Annotated in this window: 19 protein-coding genes; 9 read left to right on the plus strand and 10 right to left on the minus strand. The window is 56.5% G+C overall.

Annotation, left to right across the window (positions count from 1 at the left end):
- Positions 1 to 458: 458 nt before the first annotated feature.
- The gene (locus EDF75_RS24145; RefSeq protein ID WP_045856417.1) at positions 459 to 1,757 is read left to right on the plus strand and encodes an MFS transporter; all 1,299 of its coding nucleotides are present in this window, start codon (positions 459 to 461) and stop codon (positions 1,755 to 1,757) included.
- A gap of 3 nt (positions 1,758 to 1,760) precedes the next feature.
- Here the strand turns inward: EDF75_RS24145 and EDF75_RS24150 are convergent, their stop codons facing one another.
- The 5 genes from EDF75_RS24150 to trxC form a co-directional block, all read right to left on the minus strand.
- Positions 1,761 to 2,084 carry a YfiM family lipoprotein gene (locus EDF75_RS24150; protein WP_133601141.1) on the minus strand — a complete coding sequence of 108 codons (324 nt, stop codon included), beginning with the start codon at positions 2,082 to 2,084 and terminating at the stop codon, positions 1,761 to 1,763.
- A gap of 41 nt (positions 2,085 to 2,125) precedes the next feature.
- Positions 2,126 to 3,481 carry a CDP-diacylglycerol--serine O-phosphatidyltransferase gene (gene pssA, locus EDF75_RS24155; RefSeq protein WP_133601215.1) on the minus strand — a complete coding sequence of 452 codons (1,356 nt, stop codon included), beginning with the start codon at positions 3,479 to 3,481 and terminating at the stop codon, positions 2,126 to 2,128.
- 114 nt (positions 3,482 to 3,595) lie between these two features.
- Complete coding sequence (locus EDF75_RS24160; protein ID WP_133601142.1) at positions 3,596 to 6,253, minus strand: bifunctional acetate--CoA ligase family protein/GNAT family N-acetyltransferase; 2,658 nt, start codon at positions 6,251 to 6,253, stop codon at positions 3,596 to 3,598.
- A gap of 35 nt (positions 6,254 to 6,288) precedes the next feature.
- Positions 6,289 to 6,987, minus strand: coding sequence for a tRNA-uridine aminocarboxypropyltransferase (gene tapT / locus EDF75_RS24165; RefSeq protein WP_133601143.1), 699 nt, complete (start codon positions 6,985 to 6,987; stop codon positions 6,289 to 6,291).
- A 69-nt stretch (positions 6,988 to 7,056) separates the two neighbouring features.
- Positions 7,057 to 7,482: a thioredoxin TrxC gene (gene trxC / locus EDF75_RS24170; protein ID WP_041146770.1), complete on the minus strand. Its 426-nt coding sequence runs from the start codon at positions 7,480 to 7,482 to the stop codon at positions 7,057 to 7,059.
- Positions 7,483 to 7,685: 203 nt separating this feature from the next.
- Here trxC and EDF75_RS24175 point away from each other — a divergent pair, with 203 nt between their 5' ends.
- Positions 7,686 to 8,756, plus strand: a complete 1,071-nt coding sequence (locus EDF75_RS24175) for a tRNA/rRNA methyltransferase (protein ID WP_133601144.1) — start codon at positions 7,686 to 7,688, stop codon at positions 8,754 to 8,756.
- Between the two features lie 81 nt (positions 8,757 to 8,837).
- Here EDF75_RS24175 and ung read toward each other — a convergent pair whose 3' ends face one another.
- Positions 8,838 to 9,527 carry a uracil-DNA glycosylase gene (gene ung, locus EDF75_RS24180; protein WP_041146768.1) on the minus strand — a complete coding sequence of 230 codons (690 nt, stop codon included), beginning with the start codon at positions 9,525 to 9,527 and terminating at the stop codon, positions 8,838 to 8,840.
- Positions 9,528 to 9,843: 316 nt separating this feature from the next.
- Between ung and grcA the strand changes: the two genes are divergently transcribed.
- Positions 9,844 to 10,227 (plus strand): autonomous glycyl radical cofactor GrcA, encoded by a 384-nt coding sequence (grcA, locus tag EDF75_RS24185; protein ID WP_076947771.1) that lies wholly within the window; start codon positions 9,844 to 9,846, stop codon positions 10,225 to 10,227.
- A 54-nt stretch (positions 10,228 to 10,281) separates the two neighbouring features.
- Here the strand turns inward: grcA and EDF75_RS24190 are convergent, their stop codons facing one another.
- The gene (locus EDF75_RS24190; protein ID WP_133601145.1) at positions 10,282 to 11,646 is read right to left on the minus strand and encodes a PTS transporter subunit EIIC; all 1,365 of its coding nucleotides are present in this window, start codon (positions 11,644 to 11,646) and stop codon (positions 10,282 to 10,284) included.
- A gap of 273 nt (positions 11,647 to 11,919) precedes the next feature.
- On the opposite strand from EDF75_RS24190, the gene EDF75_RS24195 reads away from it, so the two are divergent.
- Positions 11,920 to 13,119, plus strand: coding sequence for an enolase C-terminal domain-like protein (locus tag EDF75_RS24195; protein ID WP_133601146.1), 1,200 nt, complete (start codon positions 11,920 to 11,922; stop codon positions 13,117 to 13,119).
- Here the strand turns inward: EDF75_RS24195 and EDF75_RS24200 are convergent, their stop codons facing one another.
- Both EDF75_RS24200 and srmB read right to left on the minus strand, forming a co-directional pair.
- Positions 13,120 to 13,839, minus strand: a complete 720-nt coding sequence (locus EDF75_RS24200; protein ID WP_133601147.1) for a GntR family transcriptional regulator — start codon at positions 13,837 to 13,839, stop codon at positions 13,120 to 13,122.
- 118 nt (positions 13,840 to 13,957) lie between these two features.
- Positions 13,958 to 15,283, minus strand: a complete 1,326-nt coding sequence (gene srmB, locus EDF75_RS24205) for an ATP-dependent RNA helicase SrmB (RefSeq protein ID WP_133601148.1) — start codon at positions 15,281 to 15,283, stop codon at positions 13,958 to 13,960.
- Positions 15,284 to 15,413: 130 nt separating this feature from the next.
- On the opposite strand from srmB, the gene trmN reads away from it, so the two are divergent.
- Positions 15,414 to 16,151, plus strand: coding sequence for a tRNA(1)(Val) (adenine(37)-N(6))-methyltransferase TrmN (gene trmN / locus EDF75_RS24210; RefSeq protein ID WP_123551844.1), 738 nt, complete (start codon positions 15,414 to 15,416; stop codon positions 16,149 to 16,151).
- On the opposite strand, the gene nadB is transcribed toward trmN, so the two are convergent.
- Entirely contained in the window at positions 16,136 to 17,755 is a 1,620-nt protein-coding gene (gene nadB / locus EDF75_RS24215) for an L-aspartate oxidase (protein ID WP_133601149.1), read from the minus strand. The two genes, trmN and nadB, sit on opposite strands and share 16 nt — an antisense overlap.
- A gap of 419 nt (positions 17,756 to 18,174) precedes the next feature.
- Between nadB and rpoE the strand changes: the two genes are divergently transcribed.
- Genes rpoE through rseC form a run of 4 tightly spaced genes read left to right on the plus strand, consistent with a single transcriptional unit; the run spans position 18,175 to position 20,864 of the window.
- A complete protein-coding gene (gene rpoE / locus EDF75_RS24220) occupies positions 18,175 to 18,750 on the plus strand; it encodes an RNA polymerase sigma factor RpoE (RefSeq protein ID WP_041146760.1) in 576 nt (191 codons plus the stop codon).
- Between the two features lie 31 nt (positions 18,751 to 18,781).
- A complete protein-coding gene (gene rseA / locus EDF75_RS24225; RefSeq protein ID WP_041146759.1) occupies positions 18,782 to 19,432 on the plus strand; it encodes an anti-sigma-E factor RseA in 651 nt (216 codons plus the stop codon).
- Positions 19,432 to 20,388, plus strand: a complete 957-nt coding sequence (gene rseB / locus EDF75_RS24230; RefSeq protein WP_133601150.1) for a sigma-E factor regulatory protein RseB — start codon at positions 19,432 to 19,434, stop codon at positions 20,386 to 20,388. The genes rseA and rseB overlap by 1 nt, the downstream gene beginning before the upstream one ends.
- Entirely contained in the window at positions 20,385 to 20,864 is a 480-nt protein-coding gene (gene rseC, locus EDF75_RS24235; protein WP_133601151.1) for a SoxR-reducing system protein RseC, read from the plus strand. The genes rseB and rseC overlap by 4 nt, the downstream gene beginning before the upstream one ends.
- Positions 20,865 to 20,959: the final 95 nt, after the last annotated feature.

Genomic DNA, 20,959 nt, shown 5'->3' on the forward strand with positions numbered 1-20,959 from the left:
GTTTGTCGGTAAGCGCTCTCCTGAGTAGGACAAATTCGTCGGGAACGAATTTGCACAGCACGCCGTGCTGCCCGGAGGGTGGCGGGCAGGAGGCCCGGCATACAACGGCCAGGGATCAAACAAACAGAAAAACCTCATGCGCAGGCATGGGGTTTTTTTGTTGTCTGCGGTTTAAGGAAAAGCGGCCGGACGCCGCCCGGATCGGGCGCTGGGCGATCTCATCCGCTGATGAGTTGCAACATAAAAGCCTACTGTCGCCGCCTCACCCCCATATTTCACTCTATCCCCGCTCCTGCTTTATCGTTCATTCCGAATACCCGCATGACGAAAATAAATGTGAGATAAATCACATATAAAAATATAACAATTATATAACATTTGTTTTACTAATTGATTTGTCTAAGTGACGTGGTACGCCCGACGAGACAGATTGCAGTCTTTGCTGGAGCAGAATGACAATGGTAGAAAGCAGTATTAACGAACGGGGATCGCTGAAACACGCTGATACCCGCCGTCGCATATGGGCGATTGTTGGAGCATCCTCGGGGAATTTGGTCGAATGGTTTGATTTTTATGTCTACTCATTCTGCTCTCTCTATTTTGCGCATATCTTCTTCCCCTCAGGAAACACCACCACCCAGCTACTACAAACCGCAGGCGTATTCGCCGCCGGCTTTCTGATGCGCCCAATTGGCGGATGGCTGTTTGGCCGTATTGCCGATCGCCGTGGCCGCAAAACCTCGATGCTCATCTCGGTGTGCATGATGTGCATGGGCTCGCTGGTTATTGCCTGCCTGCCGGGCTACGCGACGATCGGCACATGGGCCCCCGTACTCCTGCTGCTGGCCCGTCTTTTCCAGGGGATCTCAGTCGGCGGTGAATACGGGACCAGTGCAACCTACATGAGTGAGGTTGCCGTTGAGGGGAAGAAAGGCTTCTACGCATCCTTCCAGTACGTAACGCTTATCGGCGGGCAGCTGCTGGCGGTCCTGGTGGTGGTGGCGCTGCAGCAGGTTCTCAGCGATGAACAGCTGCACGCCTGGGGATGGCGCATTCCTTTTGCGCTGGGAGCCGTACTGGCGGTAGTGGCGCTATGGCTCCGACGTCAGCTGGATGAAACTTCGCAGCAGGAGACCCGGGCGCTGAAAGAAGCAGGATCCTTTAAAGGATTGTGGCGCAATCGCCGGGCATTCATGATGGTGCTGGGCTTTACCGCCGCCGGCTCGCTAAGCTTTTATACCTTTACGACCTACATGCAGAAATACCTGGTCAATACGGCAGGGATGAGCGCCAGTACGGCCAGCATGATTATGACCGCTGCCCTGTTTTTCTATATGCTGGCTCAGCCGCTATTTGGTGCGCTATCGGACAGGATTGGCCGGCGAACCTCAATGCTCTGTTTCGGCGTACTCGTGACCCTCTTTACGGTACCGATTCTGAGCGCATTGCAAAATGTCACGTCACCGTATGCAGCATTCGCGCTGGTTATGTGCGCCTTACTGATCGTCAGTTTCTATACCTCGATCAGCGGTATTTTGAAGGCGGAGATGTTCCCGGCTCAGGTACGTGCACTGGGCGTGGGGTTATCCTACGCGGTCGCTAATGCGCTGTTCGGCGGCTCGGCTGAATATGTCGCATTGCTGTTAAAATCAGTCGGAGCAGAACACGCGTTTTACTGGTATGTCACCGTCATGGGAGCGTTAGCTTTCTTCGTCTCCCTGATGCTGCACCGTAAGGGCAAGGGATTACGCCTGTAGATATTACTGATGCGCCAGCTGCCACACCGCGTAACCGGTTGTGGCGCCGGCCACGTCCCAGGCAAAATCTTTCCAGCTCCAGCCGCTCCCCGCCGGGCGGCTATCCCACAGCTCCTTCGATGCGCCCAGGCTTACCGAAAACATAAAGCCGATGGCGGCGCTGCGATCGCGGTTGTAACCCTGGTGCTGCGCGTATTCGTTACCCGCTGCGGAGAGCATGGCTGAGGCGAGAAAGTGCTGGGCCTTATCCTGGCCGCGCCATGAATCATTGGCCATATGGCTACAGCCGCTCAGCAGCAGAGGAGCGATGATGATGACTTTACGCATAACGATCCCATAAAAAAGCCCCGGCGAAGCGGGGCTGGAATTCAGAGAATACGGCTGATAAGCCGGTCGATACGGATGCGCCTCAGGCGGCGAATCAGCTTACGCACTTTTACCGGATACTCGGCGATGCTTTGCAGGTCGCGATAGTGCTTAACCACCGTCGTATGCTGGCGAATCAGATGCAGCTCTTTTTCACGCATCGCGCCAAGCTGGTGCTGCGGATCGTGGATAAGAATGGCGTTTTCCAGATCGAGGCGCCAGGCGCGCGGATTAAGATTATTGCCGGTCAGCAGCATCCATTCGTCATCAACCCACATGCCTTTCAGGTGATAGCTGTTATCGTCATCCTTCCACAAACGGACAATCAGCTGATCGGTGTTGACATAGTACTGCAGCCGGCTCAGGAAGCGACGCAGGTTGATCTCATACAGATAGGGGAGCGCGCCGATAATCTTAAACGGCTGATCTTCAGGAATATAAAAGTCGTTCGCCGTCTTATCGCCGACGATAATTTCTACCGTCTTTCCGCTGCGCAGCAGCTGGATGATATTACGCACCAGCAGAGCCGGAAGGTTAAAGTACGGCGTACAGATAGTCAGCTTCCGTTCCGCGCAGGGCATCAGATGGAAGATGGTTTTGTTGAGCAGGCTTGATTTACCGAGGCCGACCAGCGGCGTTACCGACAGACGATCGTTTTCCGCATCGCCGACATAATGATAGCCGCTATCCCGAAGTTCCTGGCGATACTGACGGATATCATTTTTAATTTCCGGGCTTTTTGGGCGATCGGGTCTGTCGAGGCGATTGACGCCGCGGCCTTCGACCAGATTATGCTCGACCCAGTCGAACATCACGTCGGCCATTTTGCCGTTGCGAATGCACTGATAGCGGTCATAGCGATACTTATCGTGCTGATGAAGATAAACATCGTTCAGGCTGGCGCCGCTGTAGAGCACGCAGTCATCAACGATGAAACCTTTAAAATGCAGTACGCCGAGGGCTTCGCGGGTATTCACCGGCACGCCGTAAACCGGGATATCAACGCCAGGATTTTCCTGCGCCATGCGGCAGTACCAGTCGGCGTTGGTGTTGGCTACCGCAGCGCCAATGCGCCCGCGCTGGGCGCGGTGCCAGTCAACCAGGATACGAACATCTAATTCTGGACGCTGGCGTTTGGCGTCATAGAGGGCCTGCAGAATTCCTTTGCCGCCATCATCTTGCTCCAGATAGAGCGCAATAATGCAAATACGCTGGGTGGCGTGAGCTATCTTTGCCAGTAACGCTTGCCGAAAATCTGCGGGAGCGTAAAAGAACTCGATATCATCAACTGACTGAGAAAGCTTAGGGAGTTGGGCAAGGTGTTGTTGATGTTTATTGCGCTTAAATTTTGACAACATCACAGTGCGTTTCTTCTCTGTTTATTGAAGGGTCTTCTGTACCATGCAGACGACGTAAGCGGGCAATAATAACATTACTACCCACTAAAGTGGTCAACAATTGCGGTCGTCAGTTTATGATTGTTGCGCTGGAAATTGCAGAGACAAGCTGACAATCCCGTCTTCCAGCTGAATATCCACCTTAAAGCCAAGCTTCCTGGCAAGCGCAATCATGCCCCTGTTATTGGGCATTGTGATCCCGTTTAACCGCTGCAGGCCGTGGCTTTGCGTATAGGTAATTAGCTTTTCCATCAGCCGGCGGCCTAAACCTAAACCCTTCAGGTCAGAGCGGACCAGGACGGCGAATTCCGCATCAATGTTGTCGGGATCGGAAATCGCGCGCGTAACGCCGAGGATCTCATCTCCCTCTGCGCTCGCGCGTACCGCAACAAAGGCCATTTCTCGATCGTAGTCGATCTGCGTCATATTGGCTAAATCATCGTGAGTAAATTCATTGATCTCGCTGAAGTAGCGGTAATAGAGATCTTCTTTGGTCACCTGAGCGATAAAGGCCAGCAGCTGCGGTTCATCTTCGGGCAAAATTGGGCGGAACAGGCAGCGTTCACCATTTTTCAACACCACCCACTCCTCCTGCTGCTGGGGATAAGGGCGTATCGCCAGCCGGCTTTCGCTATCGCCGGTGAACGGGGCAAGGCCTAGCGTCACGTCGAGGGCGGTAAACTCGTTGCCGGACGCCAGCAGAGGATGAATATCCAGACGCTGGATCTCCGGGCAGTCGACGATAAGGTTCGACACCTGAACCAGCAGCTGGCTTAAGCCGGAGATATCCAGCGGGCGCAGGGCGCTACGGCCACGGATCTTTTTGCTTTTGATCGCCTGGATCACCAGATAGCGGGCCAGATTCATATTGAGCGGCGGCAGGGCGACGGCGGCCTGATCCTCCGCACGCCATTCGACGCCGCCTTCACCCAGCATAATCAGCGGGCCGAAAACCGGATCCTGTTCAACGACTACCCTCAGCTCCTGCGCTCCGGCGCGATTCGCCATGCTCTGTACCAGCAGGCCATGAATGCGCGCCTGCGGCCAGGTCATTTTGACCCGGTCAAAAATAGCATCCGCCGCCTGCTGTACTTCGGCGGCGGTACGCAGATAGAGCATTACGCCCTGAACTTCTGACTTGTGCGGGATATCCGGGGAACGCAGCTTCAGCGCGACCGGGTAGCCAATTTGTTCGGCGATGTGCACCGCCTCGGCGCTGTCGGCGGCAATCCACGTCGGCAGGGTATGGATACCATAGGCGCGCAGCACCGGGCTGACTTCGTGGGTATCTAAGGTACTTGCGCCTTCGGTGATGGCCCGCTGCAGCAGCGTATGGGCTTCTGCAGTGTTGGCCGTCACCGTATCCGAAAGCACCGGCGTTTCCCGCAGCTGCTTCTGGTTACGTCGGTACTCCACCATATGCATAAAGGCGGTGATGGTGCCTTCCGGCGTACGGTAGGTTGGCAGACCCGCATCGCTGAACAGGCGTCGGGCTTCCTGAGACGAATATTCGCCGCACCAGTTCGTCAGCACCGTAACGTACCTGCCGCGCGGATGGTGTTTTAAGGCGTCAATCAGCGCCAGCGCGCTTTCGGTTCCCGGCGCGGCCGCGCTCGGAGAGTGAATGACCAGCAGGGCATCATAATCCTGGCTATCCAGCAGCACGTTGAGCGCCTTGAGATAGTGCTCGCTGCTGGCATCGTCGCGCAGATCCAGCGGGTTAGCGATGTCGATACTTCCCGGCAGCGCCTGCCGCAGCCTGTCGCCGGTCTCATCGCTTAGCGACGCGAGCTTGCCGTTGCGCAGCCAAAGTTCGTCCAGCGCCAGCGCCGCAGGGGCCGCGCCGTTGCTGACTATCATTAATTTCTCGCCGCGCAGCGGGCGCATATGGCTCAGCGTCTCGACGGCGGAGAAGAGCTCATGGGTATCCTGCACCCGCAGCAGGCCCGCGCGCTGAATCGCGGCGTCCCAGGCCGGGTCCATACCTGAGTTGACGTGCAGCAGCTTTTGCGCCGCCGGGCTGCGCCCGCTTTTAATCACCAGAATCGGCTTATTGCGCGATGCGCTCCGGGCCGCAGAAACAAAGCGGCGGGCGTCGCTGAGGTGTTCGAGATAGAGCAGAATGGCGCTGGTTTTGCTATCGCGGGCGAGGAAGTCGAGCAGATCGTCAACGTCAATATCCAGGCTGTCGCCCAGCGCAATAAAGTATGAGAAGCCCATCTCGCGCTGCTGCGCCCAGTCAAGAATGGTATTCGACACCGCGGCGGACTGGGAGATAAACGCCAGCTTGCCCCGGCGAATCGGCACCGGCGAAAAGCTGGCATTCAGCCCTTGCCAGGGCGCCAGCAGCCCGAGACTGTTTGGGCCCAGCAGCCGCATCTGATAGCGGGCGGCACGCTCGAGCAGCGCCGGATACTGCTCCGGCGGCGAGGAGAGGATAATGCAGGTCTTGCAGCCCTTTTGCCCCAGCGCCTCAAGCAGCTCAAGGTTTCGCCGGGCGTTGGTGCAGAGTACGGCAAGATCGGGAGTAAACGGCAGGCTATCGATAGTCGGCCAGGCCAGCACGCCCTGAACGGCTTTCCATGCCGGAGTGACCGGCAGGACCGGGCCGTTAAAGCCGCCGGCCAGCAGGTTGCGCATCATCAGATAACCGGCACGCTGTGGTTTCATTGACGCGCCAATGACGGCGATCGATTTTGGCCGCAATAGTGCTTCCAGGCCTCGTTGGCTCATACCGGTCTCCTTTGATCCCCAGTGACCGGATGATTTTAAACGCTTTCCGCCTCTTGTGCTGTGATACTGCCCTTATGCTGCGTCTTTCCTGCCAGGTAGCGGCTTCTGAACAGGCTAAAGTGATCGCCGAGCGCGCCCGCGGCGCTTGTGTCTCCGGCGAGATCCAGCAGGGCAATGGCCACTTCCGCCGTACAATACTGTCCCTCGGCGTGGGCCTCTCTCAGGCGATAGGTCGAAACACGCGAAAGATCGACGGAAATGACCGGCAGCGCGTCAAGCCAGGGGCTTTTACGGAACATTTTTCGCGCTTCGGTCCAGGTGCCGTCGAGCATGATAAATAGCAGCGGCTTACCCGCAGGCGGCGAGCTCAGCACCTCGCGCTCCGTTCCGGCATACGACGCCGGGAAAACGACCATTGGCTGGTAGTCAGGATCGGCGACCAGATCGAGCAGCGCCTGCGGCGGCTCGGTTCGTGACCACTGAAATGCCTCGGTGTCCGGCAGGATATCCGCGATAAGGCGCCCGGTATTGCTTGGCTTCATCGGCTCAGTATCGAACATCACCAGGCAAAAACGGCTGGCCGCCGCCGCGGGAGCGAGGGTTGCGCACAGGCACTGCTTCAACGGCAGCAAACAGCGCTGGCAGCGGTGGACTCGATTACCGCGAGCAAGAAAAGGTCGGGTCGCGCGCGCGAGGCGTTCGGCACGCAGGCGAAGAACGGCGTTATCAATCATGGGGGGTCGCTAAAAGAAAACGCTATTGTCGCAGAGGAGAAAACGGGGCACAAGCGCGCCCCGTCAGGTTTACTGCTGGTTGGCCTCGTTAAGCCAGCTGTCGAACGGCGCCTTAGGTACCGCCCCGTTCAGCATGTCAATGACTTCGCCGTTTTTAAACATCATAATGGTCGGAATGCTGCGAATGCGAAAACGCGCGCTCAGCTCACGTTCAGCTTCAGTATTGACCTTCACGAAGCGCATTTGGCCGCTGCGTTCCTCCGCAACGTCTTCAAAGATCGGGGCGAAATTACGGCAGGGTCCGCACCACGGGGCCCAGAAATCGACAACAACCGGCAGATCGTCCTTCAGCAGTTTATCCAGCATTGCCCCGGTCGCGTTGATGACGTCGCCGTCAAAAAGATCGTGGCCGCAGCGCCCGCACTTAGCGCCATCGGCGCTACGATCGTCGGGGATGCGGTTCAGAGCCTGACAACTGGCACAAACGGTATTCATAACTAACCTCTGGTTATGGGTTGCAGCGCGGCACGTGGCCGATTTGTATCTGTAATGTTACATATTATCGATTAGGTACCGTTAAACAACAATGCGTTTTGTTCGATGAATACGATAGACCCTATCTTTTAAACGAAATAATGGCGAAGCGGTGATACATCGGGTAATCTGCGCGCTTCGCGCAGCGCAGGTGGAGAAAATTGATGAGCGACGAACTGAAAAATAAAAGCGGCAAGGTCAAAGTGATGTATGTCCGCAGTGATGATGATTCTGACAGACGCACCCATAACCCGCGTACCGGGAAAGGGGGAGGGCGCCCAGGAAAATCTCGTGTTGACGGCCGTAGCCGCCCTGCCCGCGATGAAAGAAACAGCCGCGGCGACGACCGCAAACGTGACGATCGTAAACGCGATGATTTCGATCGCGATGGAGGCTCCCCGTGGCGTACCGTTTCACGTGCACCGAATGATGACGCCGTAACCAAGCCGGATCACGGCGGGATCAGCGGTAAAAGCTTTATCGATCCGGAAGTGCTGCGCCGTCAGCGTGCGGAAGAGACCCGCGTGTATGGCGAAAATGCCTGCCAGGCGCTTTTCCAGAGCCGTCCGGACGCTATCGTTCGCGCCTGGTTCGTGCAGAGCGTCACCCCGCGCTTCAAAGAAGCCCTGCGCTGGATGGCGGCCAACCGTAAAGCCTATCACGTGGTTGACGAAGCCGAACTGGCGAAAGCATCCGGCACCGAGCACCACGGCGGGGTTTGCTTCCTGATTAAGAAACGTAACGGGACTTCCGTTGCGCAGTGGGTCGCTAAGGCCGATGCAGAAGATTGCGTCCTGGCGCTTGAAGACGTCGGTAACCCGCACAATCTTGGCGCCATCATGCGCAGCTGCGCCCACTTCGGCGTGAAGGGCGTGGTGGTTCAGGATGCCGGCATGCTGGAATCCGGTGCGGCCATTCGTACCGCAGAGGGCGGCGCCGAGCACGTAGAGCCGATTACCGGCGATAGCTTCCTCGACACGCTGGAGCAGTTCCGCGCGGCGGGCTATGCGATTGTTTCTACCTCCAGCCACAACGGAACGCCGCTCTACAAAGCCGAGCTGCCGAAGAAAATGGTGCTGGCGTTAGGCCAGGAGCGCGATGGTCTGTCCGATGCGGCGATCTCCAGCGCGGATCTGAACGTGGCTATCGAAGGCACCGGCAACGTCGAAAGCCTGAACGTCTCCGTCGCGACCGGCGTTCTGCTGGCCGAATGGTGGCGCCAGAACAAGGCCTGATGCCCGATCTGCCTGAAAAAAATGCCAGCGTAATGCTGGCATTTTTGTTTTTACGCTTCGCGTAACGGGCGTGGGATCCGGCTACTCTTCGGCGGCTGGTAGGGTCGGCATCCAGTCAATCGGCGCTTCGCCGCGTTCGGCCAGCCACTGGTTGGCCTGGACAAAATGGTTGCTGCCGAAAAAACCGCGATGGGCGGAGAGCGGAGATGGATGCGGCGCCTTCAGTACGCAGTGGCGCTGGCGGTCGATGATGGCACCTTTCTTCTGCGCGTGCGCGCCCCACAGCAAAAACACCACCCCTTCCCGATGCTCGTTGATCAGCGAAATAACCTTATCGGTAAAGGTTTCCCAGCCAAGGCTGGCATGAGAATGCGCCTGCCCCGCGCGTACCGTTAATACCGTATTGAGCAGCAGCACGCCCTGGCGCGCCCAGCTCTCAAGATAACCATGCGCGGGACGGCTGAAGCCAGGGATGGTTCCCTCCAGCTCTTTATACATATTCAACAGCGACGGCGGAGTTTGGATCCCCGGCAGTACGGAAAAGGCCAGGCCGTGCGCCTGTCCCGGCCCGTGATAGGGATCCTGCCCGAGGATAACCACTTTTACATCCCCGATCTCGGTATAGCGAAAGGCGTTGAAAATATCTTTTTGCGGCGGGTAAATTGTAATGCCCGACTGGCGCTCTTCGGCGACGGTTTTCAGGGTATTCACAAAATAGGGCTGTTGCTTCTCTTCCGCCAGCACGTCGTGCCAGGTCAGTGGGGTGGTCATCATGCTCTCCTGCAAAGTGGTATCGCTATAGCTTAACTGCTTCTTTCTGCATAACAAAATCGCTGCCGCTTTGCTGACGTTTTGTCTGCAAAAATAGTTGAAAATTTACAAAATTATTTGGCATTGGCTATGGCGTAACTTGATGTAAAGCAATAATATCCCTTCATACCCACTTTTAATTAGTGGTTTTTGTTGATTTGGGTCAATGAATACCGGGTGTTCGGCTGATATATATACACTCATACAACAATGGTTTTACCAATTGGCCATGAACGGGCCAACAGAACGAATAAATATTGCCCAAGGGAGGCATCACATGATTACAGGTATCCAAATTACTAAAGCTGCAAATGACGACCTGCTGAATTCTTTCTGGCTGCTGGATAGCGAAAAGGGTGAAGCGCGCTGCCTGTGTGCAAAAGGCGGTTTTGCGGAAGATGACGTGGTTGCGGTGAATAAGCTCGGCGAAATCGAATACCGTGAGATCCCGCTCGACGTTAAACCGGAAGTGCGCGTTGAAGGCGGCCAGCACCTGAACGTTAACGTCCTGCGCCGTGAAACGCTGATGGATGCGGTTGAACATCCGGAGAAATACCCGCAGCTGACCATCCGCGTATCCGGCTATGCGGTACGTTTTAACTCTCTGACGCCAGAGCAGCAGCGCGACGTCATCGCGCGTACTTTCACTGAAAGTCTGTAAGCGTTAGCAAAAACCCCCGGTTCAATCGAGCCGGGGGTTTTTTATTATCTCAGGCTAGCGTTCCTGCCTTACCAGCAGCGTGGTGAGGGTGAACGACAATACGATGGCGATTGCCACGCCCGACAGCGCAAAGATAAAGTAGGGGCCGATGTAAGCCGGCAGGCTAAAAATGCTCGACAGAATGTAGCCATACAGCCGTACGCCGAAGAAAGCGATAAAGGCCGAGGCCAGCGAGCTGGCAACGGTGGCCGCGACGAACGCTTTTTTATAGCGCGTTAAGACGCCAAACAGCGCGGGCTCGGTGATCCCAAGCAGCGCGGAAATTGCCGCAGACAGCGTCACCGTGCGCTGCTGGCGGTCTTTACTCACGCGCCAGATAGCAAAGGTCGCGCCCGCTATCGACATGTTGGCCATAAACATCATCGGCATTAGCATGTCGTAACCGCGATCGCTGAAGTTTTGCAGGGCAATGGGCGTCATGGCGTGATGCATCCCGGTGAGGATCGCGACCGGACGGATTGCCCCCACCACCAGTCCGGCAAAACTCGCGGAGATGCCGAACAGACCTTCAATAAACCACGCCAGCGCTTTGCCAAGCCAAATGCCAACCGGACCAATAATCACCAGCGCCGCCAGGGCGCCGATAAACAGCGCCAGCGTCGGCGTGAAAACGGTTTTCAGCACCTCGGGCATAATGCGATCGACCCAGGAGTGGATATATTTCAGCGCCAGCACGGAAAAAATAACCGGGATTACGCTGGAGGCGTAGTTGAATACGGGGATCGGGACAGCGTTTAGCAGCCACAGCGCGGAAGCCGCTCCATCGTGATGGGCCGCCAGCGCCTTCGCGGCGTCAATCAGCGTCGGGTACATCAGGCAGGCGGCAACGGCGACGGCCAGATACTCGTTGGTCTTAAAAATCTTTGCCGCCGAGACGGCAAGGAAAAAGGGCAGGAAATAGAATACGCCGCTGGCGATAAGGTCGATGATCATCACGGTATCGCTATTTTGCGGTACCGCTTTCAGCGCGATCAGTCCGGCCAGCAGGCCTTTTATCATCCCGGCTCCGGCAATGGCCGGCACGATTGGGCCAAAAACGCCCGACACGGTATCCATAAACAGCGATACCAGCCCCTTGCGCTGGTGGGGTTTTTCCGCAGCCTCGCCGCCGACGGGACCTAATGCCGCGAGCAGGCGTTCATACCAGCTATTGACCTTCGGCCCGATGATGATTTGAAACTGATCGCTCTGCAGCTGCGCGCCGAGCACGCCGGGTAGTTTCTTAATCTCTTCTTTTTCTACTTTGTTATCATCAACTAAATCAAAGCGTAATCGGGTCATACAGTGCCAGACGTTATTAATATTTTCTTTTCCGCCAATCAGAAAAATAATTCTGCTGATTGCATCTTGCGTCTCCATACCGGCTCCTGGATTAATGTGTGGTGCTGTTTGCGTCGTGAAATGGTAAATAAGCCAAACTATAAAAACAAACCAATAAAATATGATTTCAGTCACAAATTACCGTGATTGAGGTAATTTAGAGCGGTTTATGTCTAAATTGGTCCGGTTTTTAATGAAATTAAATCCGTTTTTCAGACCAAAATTTTATTAAATAAAAAGGTTTACCTTGTCTAATAAATAGGGCGAAGATAATTGGCATCATCTTTTATTTTTGCCGCAGGGAGCCTTGCCGTGAACGCTACGCTAATTACTGATATTGAGTGTTTTATCACCCGCCCCGATCGTCATAACCTGGTCACGGTACGCGTTACCACCGACAAAGGCACCGTGGGCCACGGCTGCGCGACTTTCCAGCAGCGTCCGCTGGCGGTCAAAACGATGGTTGATGAATACCTTAAGCCGCTGCTGCTTGGCCGTGATGCCAACAATATCGAAGACCTCTGGCAGATGATGAACGTCAATGCCTACTGGCGAAACGGGCCGGTAATGAATAACGCGATCGCCGGCGTTGATATGGCGCTATGGGATATCAAAGCCCAGCTGGCGGGAATGCCGCTGTATCAGCTCTTTGGTGGCAAATCGCGTGACGCTATCCCGGCTTACACCCACGCCAGCGGCGAGACGCCGGAAGCGCTGTTTATCGCCGTTGAGCGTCTGCTGGAGGAGGGCTATCGCCACATCCGCTGCCAGCTCGGTTTTTACGGCGGCACTGCGCAGGCGATGCACACGCCGGAGAACCCGACGCCGGGCGCCTATTACGATCAGGATGAGTACATCAGGAATACGGTGGAGATGTTCGGGCTGCTGCGAGCGCGCTACGGACACCGTTTTCATATCCTCCATGACGTCCACGAACGGCTCTTCCCGCAGCAGGCGCTGCAGCTGGCGAAGCAGCTCGAGCCCTACCAGCCGTGGTTTATTGAGGATATTTTAGCACCGCAGCAGAGCGCATGGCTGGCGCAGATCCGCCAGCAAAGCGCAATTCCGCTCGCGATGGGGGAGCTGTTTAATAATCCGGCTGAATGGCATGACCTGATTGTTAACCGGCAGATCGATTTTATCCGCTGCCATATTTCCCAGATAGGCGGGATTACGCCGGCCCTGAAGCTGGCGGTTCTCTGTCAGGCCTTCGGCGTGCGCGTGGCGTGGCACGGGCCAGGCGATATGACGCCGATTGGGGTTGCGGTCAATACCCACCTGAATATCCACCTCAGCAATGCCGCAATCCAGGAGTTTATACCGCGTTCTGACGCGACCGATGCGGTATTCCCCGGCGCGCCTGTTGTCAAAAACGGGTTTATCTATCCCCCTACGGCGGCGGGGATTGGCGTCGGTTTTAATCAGCAGCTGGCGCAGGCATATCCGGTGGTCTATCGTCCGCACGAATGGACGCAGAGCCGCCTGCCTGATGGCACGATCCATACGCCATAGCTAGTCCGAGGGGGCCTGGCGGAAGGTTAAGTTGTCGCGGTTATGCGGAATAACGTAGGTACAGGAGTAGTTGATATCGATGATATCGCTGATTTCATACACCTGCCCGCCGTCGAGGATCCCCCGATTGTTAATATGCATGGCCGGGATACCCTTTTTACAACCCAGCAGGGCGGCCTGTTCCCGGCTGACGCTCACCGCCTGATAGGTGGTGAGTAAATGCGAAATTTGATAGCCCTTGGCCAGCACATACTGCTGCAGGGATTTCTCGATAACCTCCCGGCTAAGATCGGCAAAGGCGGCGGCCGGCATACGCGAAATCTCAATCTGCAGCGCCACGTTATCGACGAAGCGCAGGCGGCAAAATTGCCAGATAAAATCCTCATCCGTAATGCCAAAAATCTGCTGCTCCTCGCGGTCGGGGCGCTTTTTATGCAGGCTGATTGTCCGATAGCGCATCCGATCGAAGCGCTTTTCGGTGATGGAGTTATAGACCAGCGGATTGTTGCTCATCCGCTCGTTTATCCAGATCCCCGAGCCCTGCACGATGCGTATGACGCCGATGTCGGCGAGTTTTTCCAGCGCCTGGCGGATAGTAAACCGCGAGACGCCATACTCCTCCGCCAGCCGGCGTTCAGGCGGGAGCTTGCGGGGGCCGGGGTCATTGTGCTGGTAGATTTTGCTGAGCAGATCCTGGGTGACGAAATCTTTTTTTTTCATAATGATGAATTCCTGACTCACCGGCTCAAGGGAGCGCGCCCGATACCACTCCCCGCGGCGCTGTCACCGCGGGCGTAAATGCAGAAACGCCGGGATATCCCGGCGCTCTTTTTACTTCTTAGCTCGACTGCTGCGGCGTATCGCTGCCGCTCGGCTTACGACGCTTGCCGACATTTTTAGCATCGCGGTGACGTTTCTTCACGCGCGGCTTTTCTTGTTCCTCTTTTTTCTTCTCTGCGCGCTTGGCCAGCACCTTCTTGGAAGGCTTGCCGGTTTGCTTCTCGCTCGGCGCGCGGGTTGAAGGGCGCAGTCCGTCGATAATGCGAGCCTTCAGCGGCTCGTCAATGTAGCGACCGATTTTGCCCAGCAGCAGGTGGTCATGGGCTTCAACCAGAGAAATAGCAACGCCTTTCTTCCCGGCACGACCGGTTCGACCGATACGGTGCAGGTAGGTATCCGCGGTGCGCGGCATGTCGAAGTTGAAGACGTGGCTCACGTCCGGGATATCGATCCCGCGCGCGGCAACGTCGGTAGCAATCAGCACGTTCATGCGGCCATCGGTCATGCGCTTAATCGCTTCGTTACGCTTGGCCTGAACCATTTCACCTTCCAGCCAGCAGGTGTTGATACCGGCTTCACGCAGCCAGGATGCCAGCTCATGAACGCGCTCGCGCTTGCGCACAAAGACGATAGAGCGGGTGGCGTCCGGCTGTTGCAGCAGGTTTATCAGCAGAGCGGTTTTATGCTTAACGTCATCGGCGCGGTAGTACCACTGATGGATTTTCTTCCGCTCGCGGGTGGAAGGGGATGCGGACACCTCCACCGGCTCTTCCAGCAGACGCTCGGCAAAATCTTTGATGGCATCGCCTTCGAGGGTCGCGGAGAACAGCATGGTCTGCTTACGCCAGCGGGTTTCGCCGGCAATATGTTCGATATCCTGAGCGAAGCCCAAATCCAGCATCCGATCCGCTTCATCGAGGATCAGCGTTTCTACGGCGCGGCAGTCGAAGTTCTCTTCTTTAATATACTGCAGCAGGCGGCCGGTGGTGGCGACCACGATATCCTGGTTTTCGCTGAACACTTCCGCGTGGTTCATGTACGCAACGCCGCCGGTGATGGTGGCGATATCGAGATGCGTGTGCGCCGCCAGCTCGCGCGCATGGTCAGCAACCTGCATCGCCAGCTCGCGGGTTGGCGTCAGGATCAGAATACGCGGAGGCCCTGACTTCTTGCGCGGGAAATCAAGCAGGTGCTGCAACGCTGGCAGCAGATACGCCGCTGTTTTACCGGTGCCGGTCGGGGCTGAACCGAGAATATCACGGCCATCGAGCGCAGGCGGAATAGCGGCGGCCTGAATGGCTGTCGGGCGTGTGAAACCTTTTTCCTGGAGGGCTTCCAGCAGGTTTTCGTCGAGTTCAAGTTCGGAAAAAGTCGTTACAGTCATTATCTACCTCTGAGTGGACCGACGATTATAGACGTTACGCGCGCAATGTTCATCTGTTTGTAAGGCTATCTGTTCTCCGGTATTGTGCATAGCCTCAAGCTCAGGAGTTTTTGCCCGCAAGGTTGTCAGGATGTCTCAGTCGAAGTTTGCGCTGCCGCGCAATGGTTTTACGTTTAAACAATTCTTTGTCGCTCACGACCGCTGCGCAATGAAAGTGGGTACCGACGGTATTCTGCTCGGCGCGTGGGCGCCGATTGCTCAGGTTAAGCACGTGCTGGATATCGGTACCGGCAGCGGCCTGCTGGCCCTGATGCTGGCTCAGCGCACCGGGGAGCAGGTGGCGCTGGATGCGGTTGAACTGGATGAAGAGGCGGCAGAACAGGCGCGGGAAAACGCCGTTGCTTCTCCATGGCCCGCCCGCATCCAGGTGCATCAAGCCGATATTCAGCAGTGGCAGCCGCCGCAAACCCGACGCTATGAGCTGATTGTCAGCAATCCGCCTTTTTTTGCCGAAGGCGTGCCCTGCGCAACATCCCAGCGCGAACAGGCGCGATATACGACCACGCTCGATCACGTGACGCTATTAAGCTGTGCCGCTGAGTGTATCACAGAGGAGGGATTTTTCTGCGTGGTGCTGCCGGTGGATATTGGCGACGCGTTTGCCCGGCGCGCGCAAACGATGGGGTGGCATCTGCGTTTACGCACCGACGTGGCGGAAACGGAAATGCGTGCGCCTCATCGGGTGCTCCTTGCCTTCTCGCCGACGGCGGGGGAGTGCTTCAGCGACAGGCTGATTATCCGTGGGCCAGAGCAGCAATACTCCGAGGGGTTTACCGCGCTGACCCAGGATTTTTATCTCTTTATGTGAGCGTCCGGCACGAGAACCGACGGCCCGCTCTCCGGCAGCAGATCCGGGTAGTCCAGCGTATAGTGCAGGCCGCGGCTCTCTTTGCGCAGCATCGCGCAGCGGACAATCAGCTCGGCAACCTGCACCAGGTTACGCAGCTCCAGCAGGTTGTTGGAGACGCGGAAGCGGGCATAGTATTCGTCGAGCTCCTGCTGCAGCATGGTTATGCGCCGCAGGGCGCGCTCCAGGCGACGGGTTGTGCGTACAATCCCGACGTAGTCCCACATCAGCAGGCGCAGCTCGTGCCAGTTATGCTGGATAACGACCAGCTCATCGGGGATTTCAACCTGGCTCTCGTCCCAGGCCGGTAGGTTGGTAACCGCCTGAGCCTGCGGCATGATGCGCCGAATATCTTCGGCGGCCGACCAGCCGTAGACCAGGCATTCGAGCAGCGAGTTGGAGGCCATGCGGTTGGCGCCGTGGAGTCCGGTGTAGCTGACTTCGCCGATAGCATACAGCCCCTCGACATCGGTCCGCCCGTTATCGTCTACCATCACCCCGCCGCAGGTGTAATGCGCCGCCGGCACGATCGGCACCGGCTCTTTCGTCAGGTCGATACCGAGACCGAGTAGCTTCTCGTAGATCATCGGGAAGTGCTGACGAATAAAGGCTTCGGGCTTATGGCTGATATCCAGATACATGCAGTCAACGCCGAGACGCTTCATCTCATGATCGATGGCGCGGGCGACGACGTCGCGCGGAGCCAGCTCGCCGCGGGCGTCAAAATCGGGCATAAAGCGTGAACCGTCCGGACGCTTCAGATGGGCGCCTTCGCCGCGCAGCGCTTCGGTCAGCAGGAAATTGCGCGCCTGCGGATGGTACAGCGCGGTAGGGTGGAACTGATTGAACTCCAGGTTGGCGACGCGACAGCCCGCACGCCAGGCCATCGCAATGCCGTCGCCGGAGGAGACGTCCGGGTTGGTGGTGTATTGATACACCTTGGCCGCCCCGCCGGTTGCCAGAACAACGGCTTTTGCTCCCCAGGTCTCAACCTTTTCTTTATTACGGTTCCAGATCCACGCCCCGACGACCCGACGATCGCCGGGAAGGCCAATCTTGTCAGAAATAATCAGATCGACAGCATTGCTGCGTTCGAGCACGCGGATATTGGGGTGTGAAAGCGCCTGGCTGACCAGGGTGGTTTCCACCGCTTTACCGGTGGCATCGGCGGCGTGGAGAATGCGGCGATGGCTGTGGCCGCCTTCACGCGTCAGGTGATAGCTCTCCTCGCCGTTGGCCTGGACCTGGGTGTCGAACAGCACGCCCTGATCGATAAGCCACTGCACGCAGGGTTTGGCGTTGCTCGCCACGAAGGAGACGGCGTGACGATCGCACAGGCCCGCTCCGGCGATCAGAGTATCCTCCACGTGAGATTCGATGCTGTCCGTTTCATCAAAGACGGCGGCAATGCCGCCCTGCGCATAAAGGGTGGAGCCTTCGCTGATCGGGCCTTTGCTCAGTACGGTGACCGAACTGTGCTCCGCTAAACGCAAGGCAAGCGACAAACCGGCAGCGCCGCTGCCAATAATCAATACATCACAGGAGAACTCAGGAGTTGTATTCATGGCCTTTGTTTAATTTACTAAACACAATTGAGCCACAATAGCACCAGGTCGTGACGAATCGTACATTTTTTTTACCGTTGGTTGCAGCAACTAAACATACTGCGCTAAAGCGGCGGGGGAGAAATGAAAGAAAATATTTGCGAAGCAGATCGTTAGCTTCAGATTTTATAGTGAAATATAAACCGTGTTACGTTACCCTTCTCGCGGACCTTACGCTTTTTCCTCATCATCTTACCTGCGCTGAGTAACGGGACATATAATGAGAGATAACAAATCGTCCGCCGTTGCCAGACAAAAATCAAAGGCGTAACGGAACTTTATTGTTTTCAGGTACTCCAACGGTTGCTTGCTCATAATGCAGTGATTGGGTAGTGCTTTGAAGACTCATGGGAATTAGGTTTGGGGAGACATTACCTCGGATGAGCGAGCAGTTAACGGATCAGGTCCTCGTCGAACGGGTCCAGAAAGGAGATCAGAAAGCGTTTAACCTGCTGGTGGTGCGCTATCAGCATAAGGTCGCGAGCCTGGTCTCCCGCTACGTGCCGCAGGGCGATATCCCGGACGTTGTTCAGGAGTCGTTCGTAAAAGCATGGCGTGCGCTGGATTCTTTCCGGGGAGATAGTGCTTTTTATACCTGGTTATATCGTATCGCCGTAAACACGGCGAAGAATTATCTGGTTGCTCAGGGTCGTCGCCCGCCGTCCAGCGATGTTGATGCCAATGAGGCTGAAAACTTTGAAAGCGGCGGGGCGCTGAAAGAAATTTCGAACCCTGAGAACTTAATGTTGTCAGAAGAACTGAGACAAATAGTTTTTCGTACCATTGAATCGCTCCCGGAAGATTTACGCATGGCAATTACGTTGCGGGAGCTTGATGGCTTAAGCTATGAAGAGATAGCCGCTATCATGGATTGTCCGGTAGGGACGGTACGTTCGCGTATATTCCGGGCACGAGAAGCTATTGATAATAAAGTTCAACCGCTAATCAGGCGTTGACGATAGCGGAATACTGAAAAGGGTATCAGGCATGCAGAAAGAAAAACTTTCGGCCTTAATGGATGGTGAAACGCTGGATAACGAACTGCTTAATGAGCTGAGCGGTTCTTCTGAAATGCAAAAGACCTGGGAGAGCTACCATCTCATCCGCGATTCGCTGCGAGGCGACACCGCCGAGATGCTCCACTTTGATATCTCAGCTCGCGTGATGGCCGCCATCGAAAATGAGCCCGTTCGCCAGACGGTGCCGCTTATTCCCGAATCTCAGCCGGCACCGCACCAGTGGCGTCAGATGCCTTTCTGGCAGAAAGTGCGCCCGTGGGCCAGCTCGCTTACGCAGATGGGCGTCGCCGCGTGCGTATCTCTTGCTGTTATCGTCGGCGTCCAGCAGTATAATGGGCAAACCGAATCATCTCAGCAGCCTGAAGCACCGGTGTTTAATACCATGCCGATGATGGGTAAAGCGAGTCCGGTGAGCCTGGGCGTACCGGCAGATGCTTCCGCAGGAACCGGTCAACAGGTGCAGGTCCAGGAGCAGCGTCGTCGTATTAACGCCATGCTGCAGGACTATGAATTACAGCGTCGCCTGCATGCCGAACAGCTTCAGTTTGGTCAAGCCCAGACTCAGCAGGCCGCCGTTCAGGTACCGGGTTATCAAACTTTAGGAACGCAATCGCAGTAATGAAGCAACTTTGGTGTGCCATGTCGCTCATGGCAGGCAGCCTGTTCTTCTCTGTCAACGCCTCGGCTGATACCTCTTCCGGGGCGTTGTTGCAGCAAATGAACCTGGCTAGCCAGTCCCTCAATTATGAGCTGTCCTTTGTCAGTATCAACAAACAGGGCGTTGAGTCGCTGCGTTATCGTCACGCGCGGCTGAACAATCAACCTCTCGCTCAGCTTTTGCAGCTCGATGGTCCCCGTCGTGAGGTTGTGCTGCGCGGTAACGAAATCAGCTACTTCGAGCCTGGGCTCGATCCGTTCACCCTGAACGGTGACTACATCGTTGATTCCCTGCCTTCACTGGCTTATACCGATTTCAAACGCCTGGCGTCCTACTACGACTTCATCTCCGTGGGACGTACGCGTATTGCCGATCGCCTGTGCGAAGTGATCCGCGTGGTGGCGAGAGACGGAACGCGCTATAGCTATATCGTCTGGCTCGATGCGGAAACCCGGCTGCCGATGCGGGTTGATTTGCTCGATCGCGATGGCGAAACCCTGGAGCAGTTCCGGGTTGTGTCCTTTAGCGTTGGCGATAAGGTCAGCAGCAGCATGGAGACCCTGGCGAAGGCTAATTTGCCTCCGCAGCTGTCGGTGCCGGAAGGCGGCGATAAAGCTAACTTCAACTGGGCGCCAGCCTGGCTACCGCAGGGCGTCTCCGAGATATCCAGCAGCCAGCGCCGTCTGCCAACCTTCGACGGGCCGGTTGAATCTCGCCTCTATTCGGACGGGCTGTTTAGCTTCTCGATCAACATTAATCGCGCAACGGGGAACAGCAGCGATCAGCTGCTACGCACCGGGCGTCGTACCGTGAGTACCACGGTACGCGACAGCGCGGAGATAACCGTGGTGGGCGAACTGCCGCCGCAAACGGCTAAGCGCATTGCCGACAGCATCAAATTCAAGGCCGTACAATGATTAAAGAGTGGGCGACCGTCGTTTCCTGGCACAACGGGATGGCGCAGGTACACTGCGATGTCAAAGCGTCCTGCAGCAGCTGCGCCTCGCGCGCCGGCTGCGGTAGCCGGGTGCTGAATAAGCTGGGGCCGCAGACCAGCCACACTATCAGCGTGCCCAGCGCACAGCCGCTGAGCGCCGGGCAAAAAGTGGAGCTCGGCATCGCGGAAAGCAGCCTGTTAGGCTCCGCATTGTTAGTGTATATGGCGCCGCTGGTCGGGCTGTTTGTGATGGCATCTCTCTTCCAGGTGCTGTTCTCTAATGATTTTGCCTCCCTCTGCGGCGCGATACTTGGCGGCGTTGGCGGGTTCCTGGTCGCGCGCGGGCTCTCCCCCGGCCTGGCCGCTCGTCAGTCGTGGCAGCCGATCATCATTAGCGTGGGTTTAGCGCCCGATCTAGTGCGTATTGAAACACCCTCTTCAGAAGCAGGTCAGTGATTCCACTGGCCTTTATTTTTTATTTACCGCTCCCGTAAGATCCCGCCATTTACTCCGGCTATGCTAGCTGTAAGAGCATTTCCTGGTTTCAAGGA

Origin of the sequence: Klebsiella sp. BIGb0149, assembly GCF_004362605.1 — a bacterium.
In the GTDB taxonomy this organism is placed as follows: domain Bacteria; phylum Pseudomonadota; class Gammaproteobacteria; order Enterobacterales; family Enterobacteriaceae; genus Klebsiella; species Klebsiella terrigena.

Excerpts from the sequence above, each read along its gene's own strand:
- EDF75_RS24145 (WP_045856417.1), top strand. The coding sequence starts at position 459 with ATGGTAGAAAGCAGTATTAACGAACGGGGATCGCTGAAACACGCTGAT.
- EDF75_RS24150 (WP_133601141.1), bottom strand. The coding sequence starts at position 2,084 with ATGCGTAAAGTCATCATCATCGCTCCTCTGCTGCTGAGCGGCTGTAGC.
- pssA (WP_133601215.1), bottom strand. The coding sequence starts at position 3,481 with ATGTTGTCAAAATTTAAGCGCAATAAACATCAACAACACCTTGCCCAA.
- EDF75_RS24160 (WP_133601142.1), bottom strand. The coding sequence starts at position 6,253 with ATGAGCCAACGAGGCCTGGAAGCACTATTGCGGCCAAAATCGATCGCC.
- tapT (WP_133601143.1), bottom strand. The coding sequence starts at position 6,987 with ATGATTGATAACGCCGTTCTTCGCCTGCGTGCCGAACGCCTCGCGCGC.
- trxC (WP_041146770.1), bottom strand. The coding sequence starts at position 7,482 with ATGAATACCGTTTGTGCCAGTTGTCAGGCTCTGAACCGCATCCCCGAC.
- EDF75_RS24175 (WP_133601144.1), top strand. The coding sequence starts at position 7,686 with ATGAGCGACGAACTGAAAAATAAAAGCGGCAAGGTCAAAGTGATGTAT.
- ung (WP_041146768.1), bottom strand. The coding sequence starts at position 9,527 with ATGACCACCCCACTGACCTGGCACGACGTGCTGGCGGAAGAGAAGCAA.
- grcA (WP_076947771.1), top strand. The coding sequence starts at position 9,844 with ATGATTACAGGTATCCAAATTACTAAAGCTGCAAATGACGACCTGCTG.
- EDF75_RS24190 (WP_133601145.1), bottom strand. The coding sequence starts at position 11,646 with ATGGAGACGCAAGATGCAATCAGCAGAATTATTTTTCTGATTGGCGGA.
- EDF75_RS24200 (WP_133601147.1), bottom strand. The coding sequence starts at position 13,839 with ATGAAAAAAAAAGATTTCGTCACCCAGGATCTGCTCAGCAAAATCTAC.
- srmB (WP_133601148.1), bottom strand. The coding sequence starts at position 15,283 with ATGACTGTAACGACTTTTTCCGAACTTGAACTCGACGAAAACCTGCTG.
- trmN (WP_123551844.1), top strand. The coding sequence starts at position 15,414 with ATGTCTCAGTCGAAGTTTGCGCTGCCGCGCAATGGTTTTACGTTTAAA.
- nadB (WP_133601149.1), bottom strand. The coding sequence starts at position 17,755 with ATGAATACAACTCCTGAGTTCTCCTGTGATGTATTGATTATTGGCAGC.
- rpoE (WP_041146760.1), top strand. The coding sequence starts at position 18,175 with ATGAGCGAGCAGTTAACGGATCAGGTCCTCGTCGAACGGGTCCAGAAA.
- rseA (WP_041146759.1), top strand. The coding sequence starts at position 18,782 with ATGCAGAAAGAAAAACTTTCGGCCTTAATGGATGGTGAAACGCTGGAT.
- rseB (WP_133601150.1), top strand. The coding sequence starts at position 19,432 with ATGAAGCAACTTTGGTGTGCCATGTCGCTCATGGCAGGCAGCCTGTTC.
- rseC (WP_133601151.1), top strand. The coding sequence starts at position 20,385 with ATGATTAAAGAGTGGGCGACCGTCGTTTCCTGGCACAACGGGATGGCG.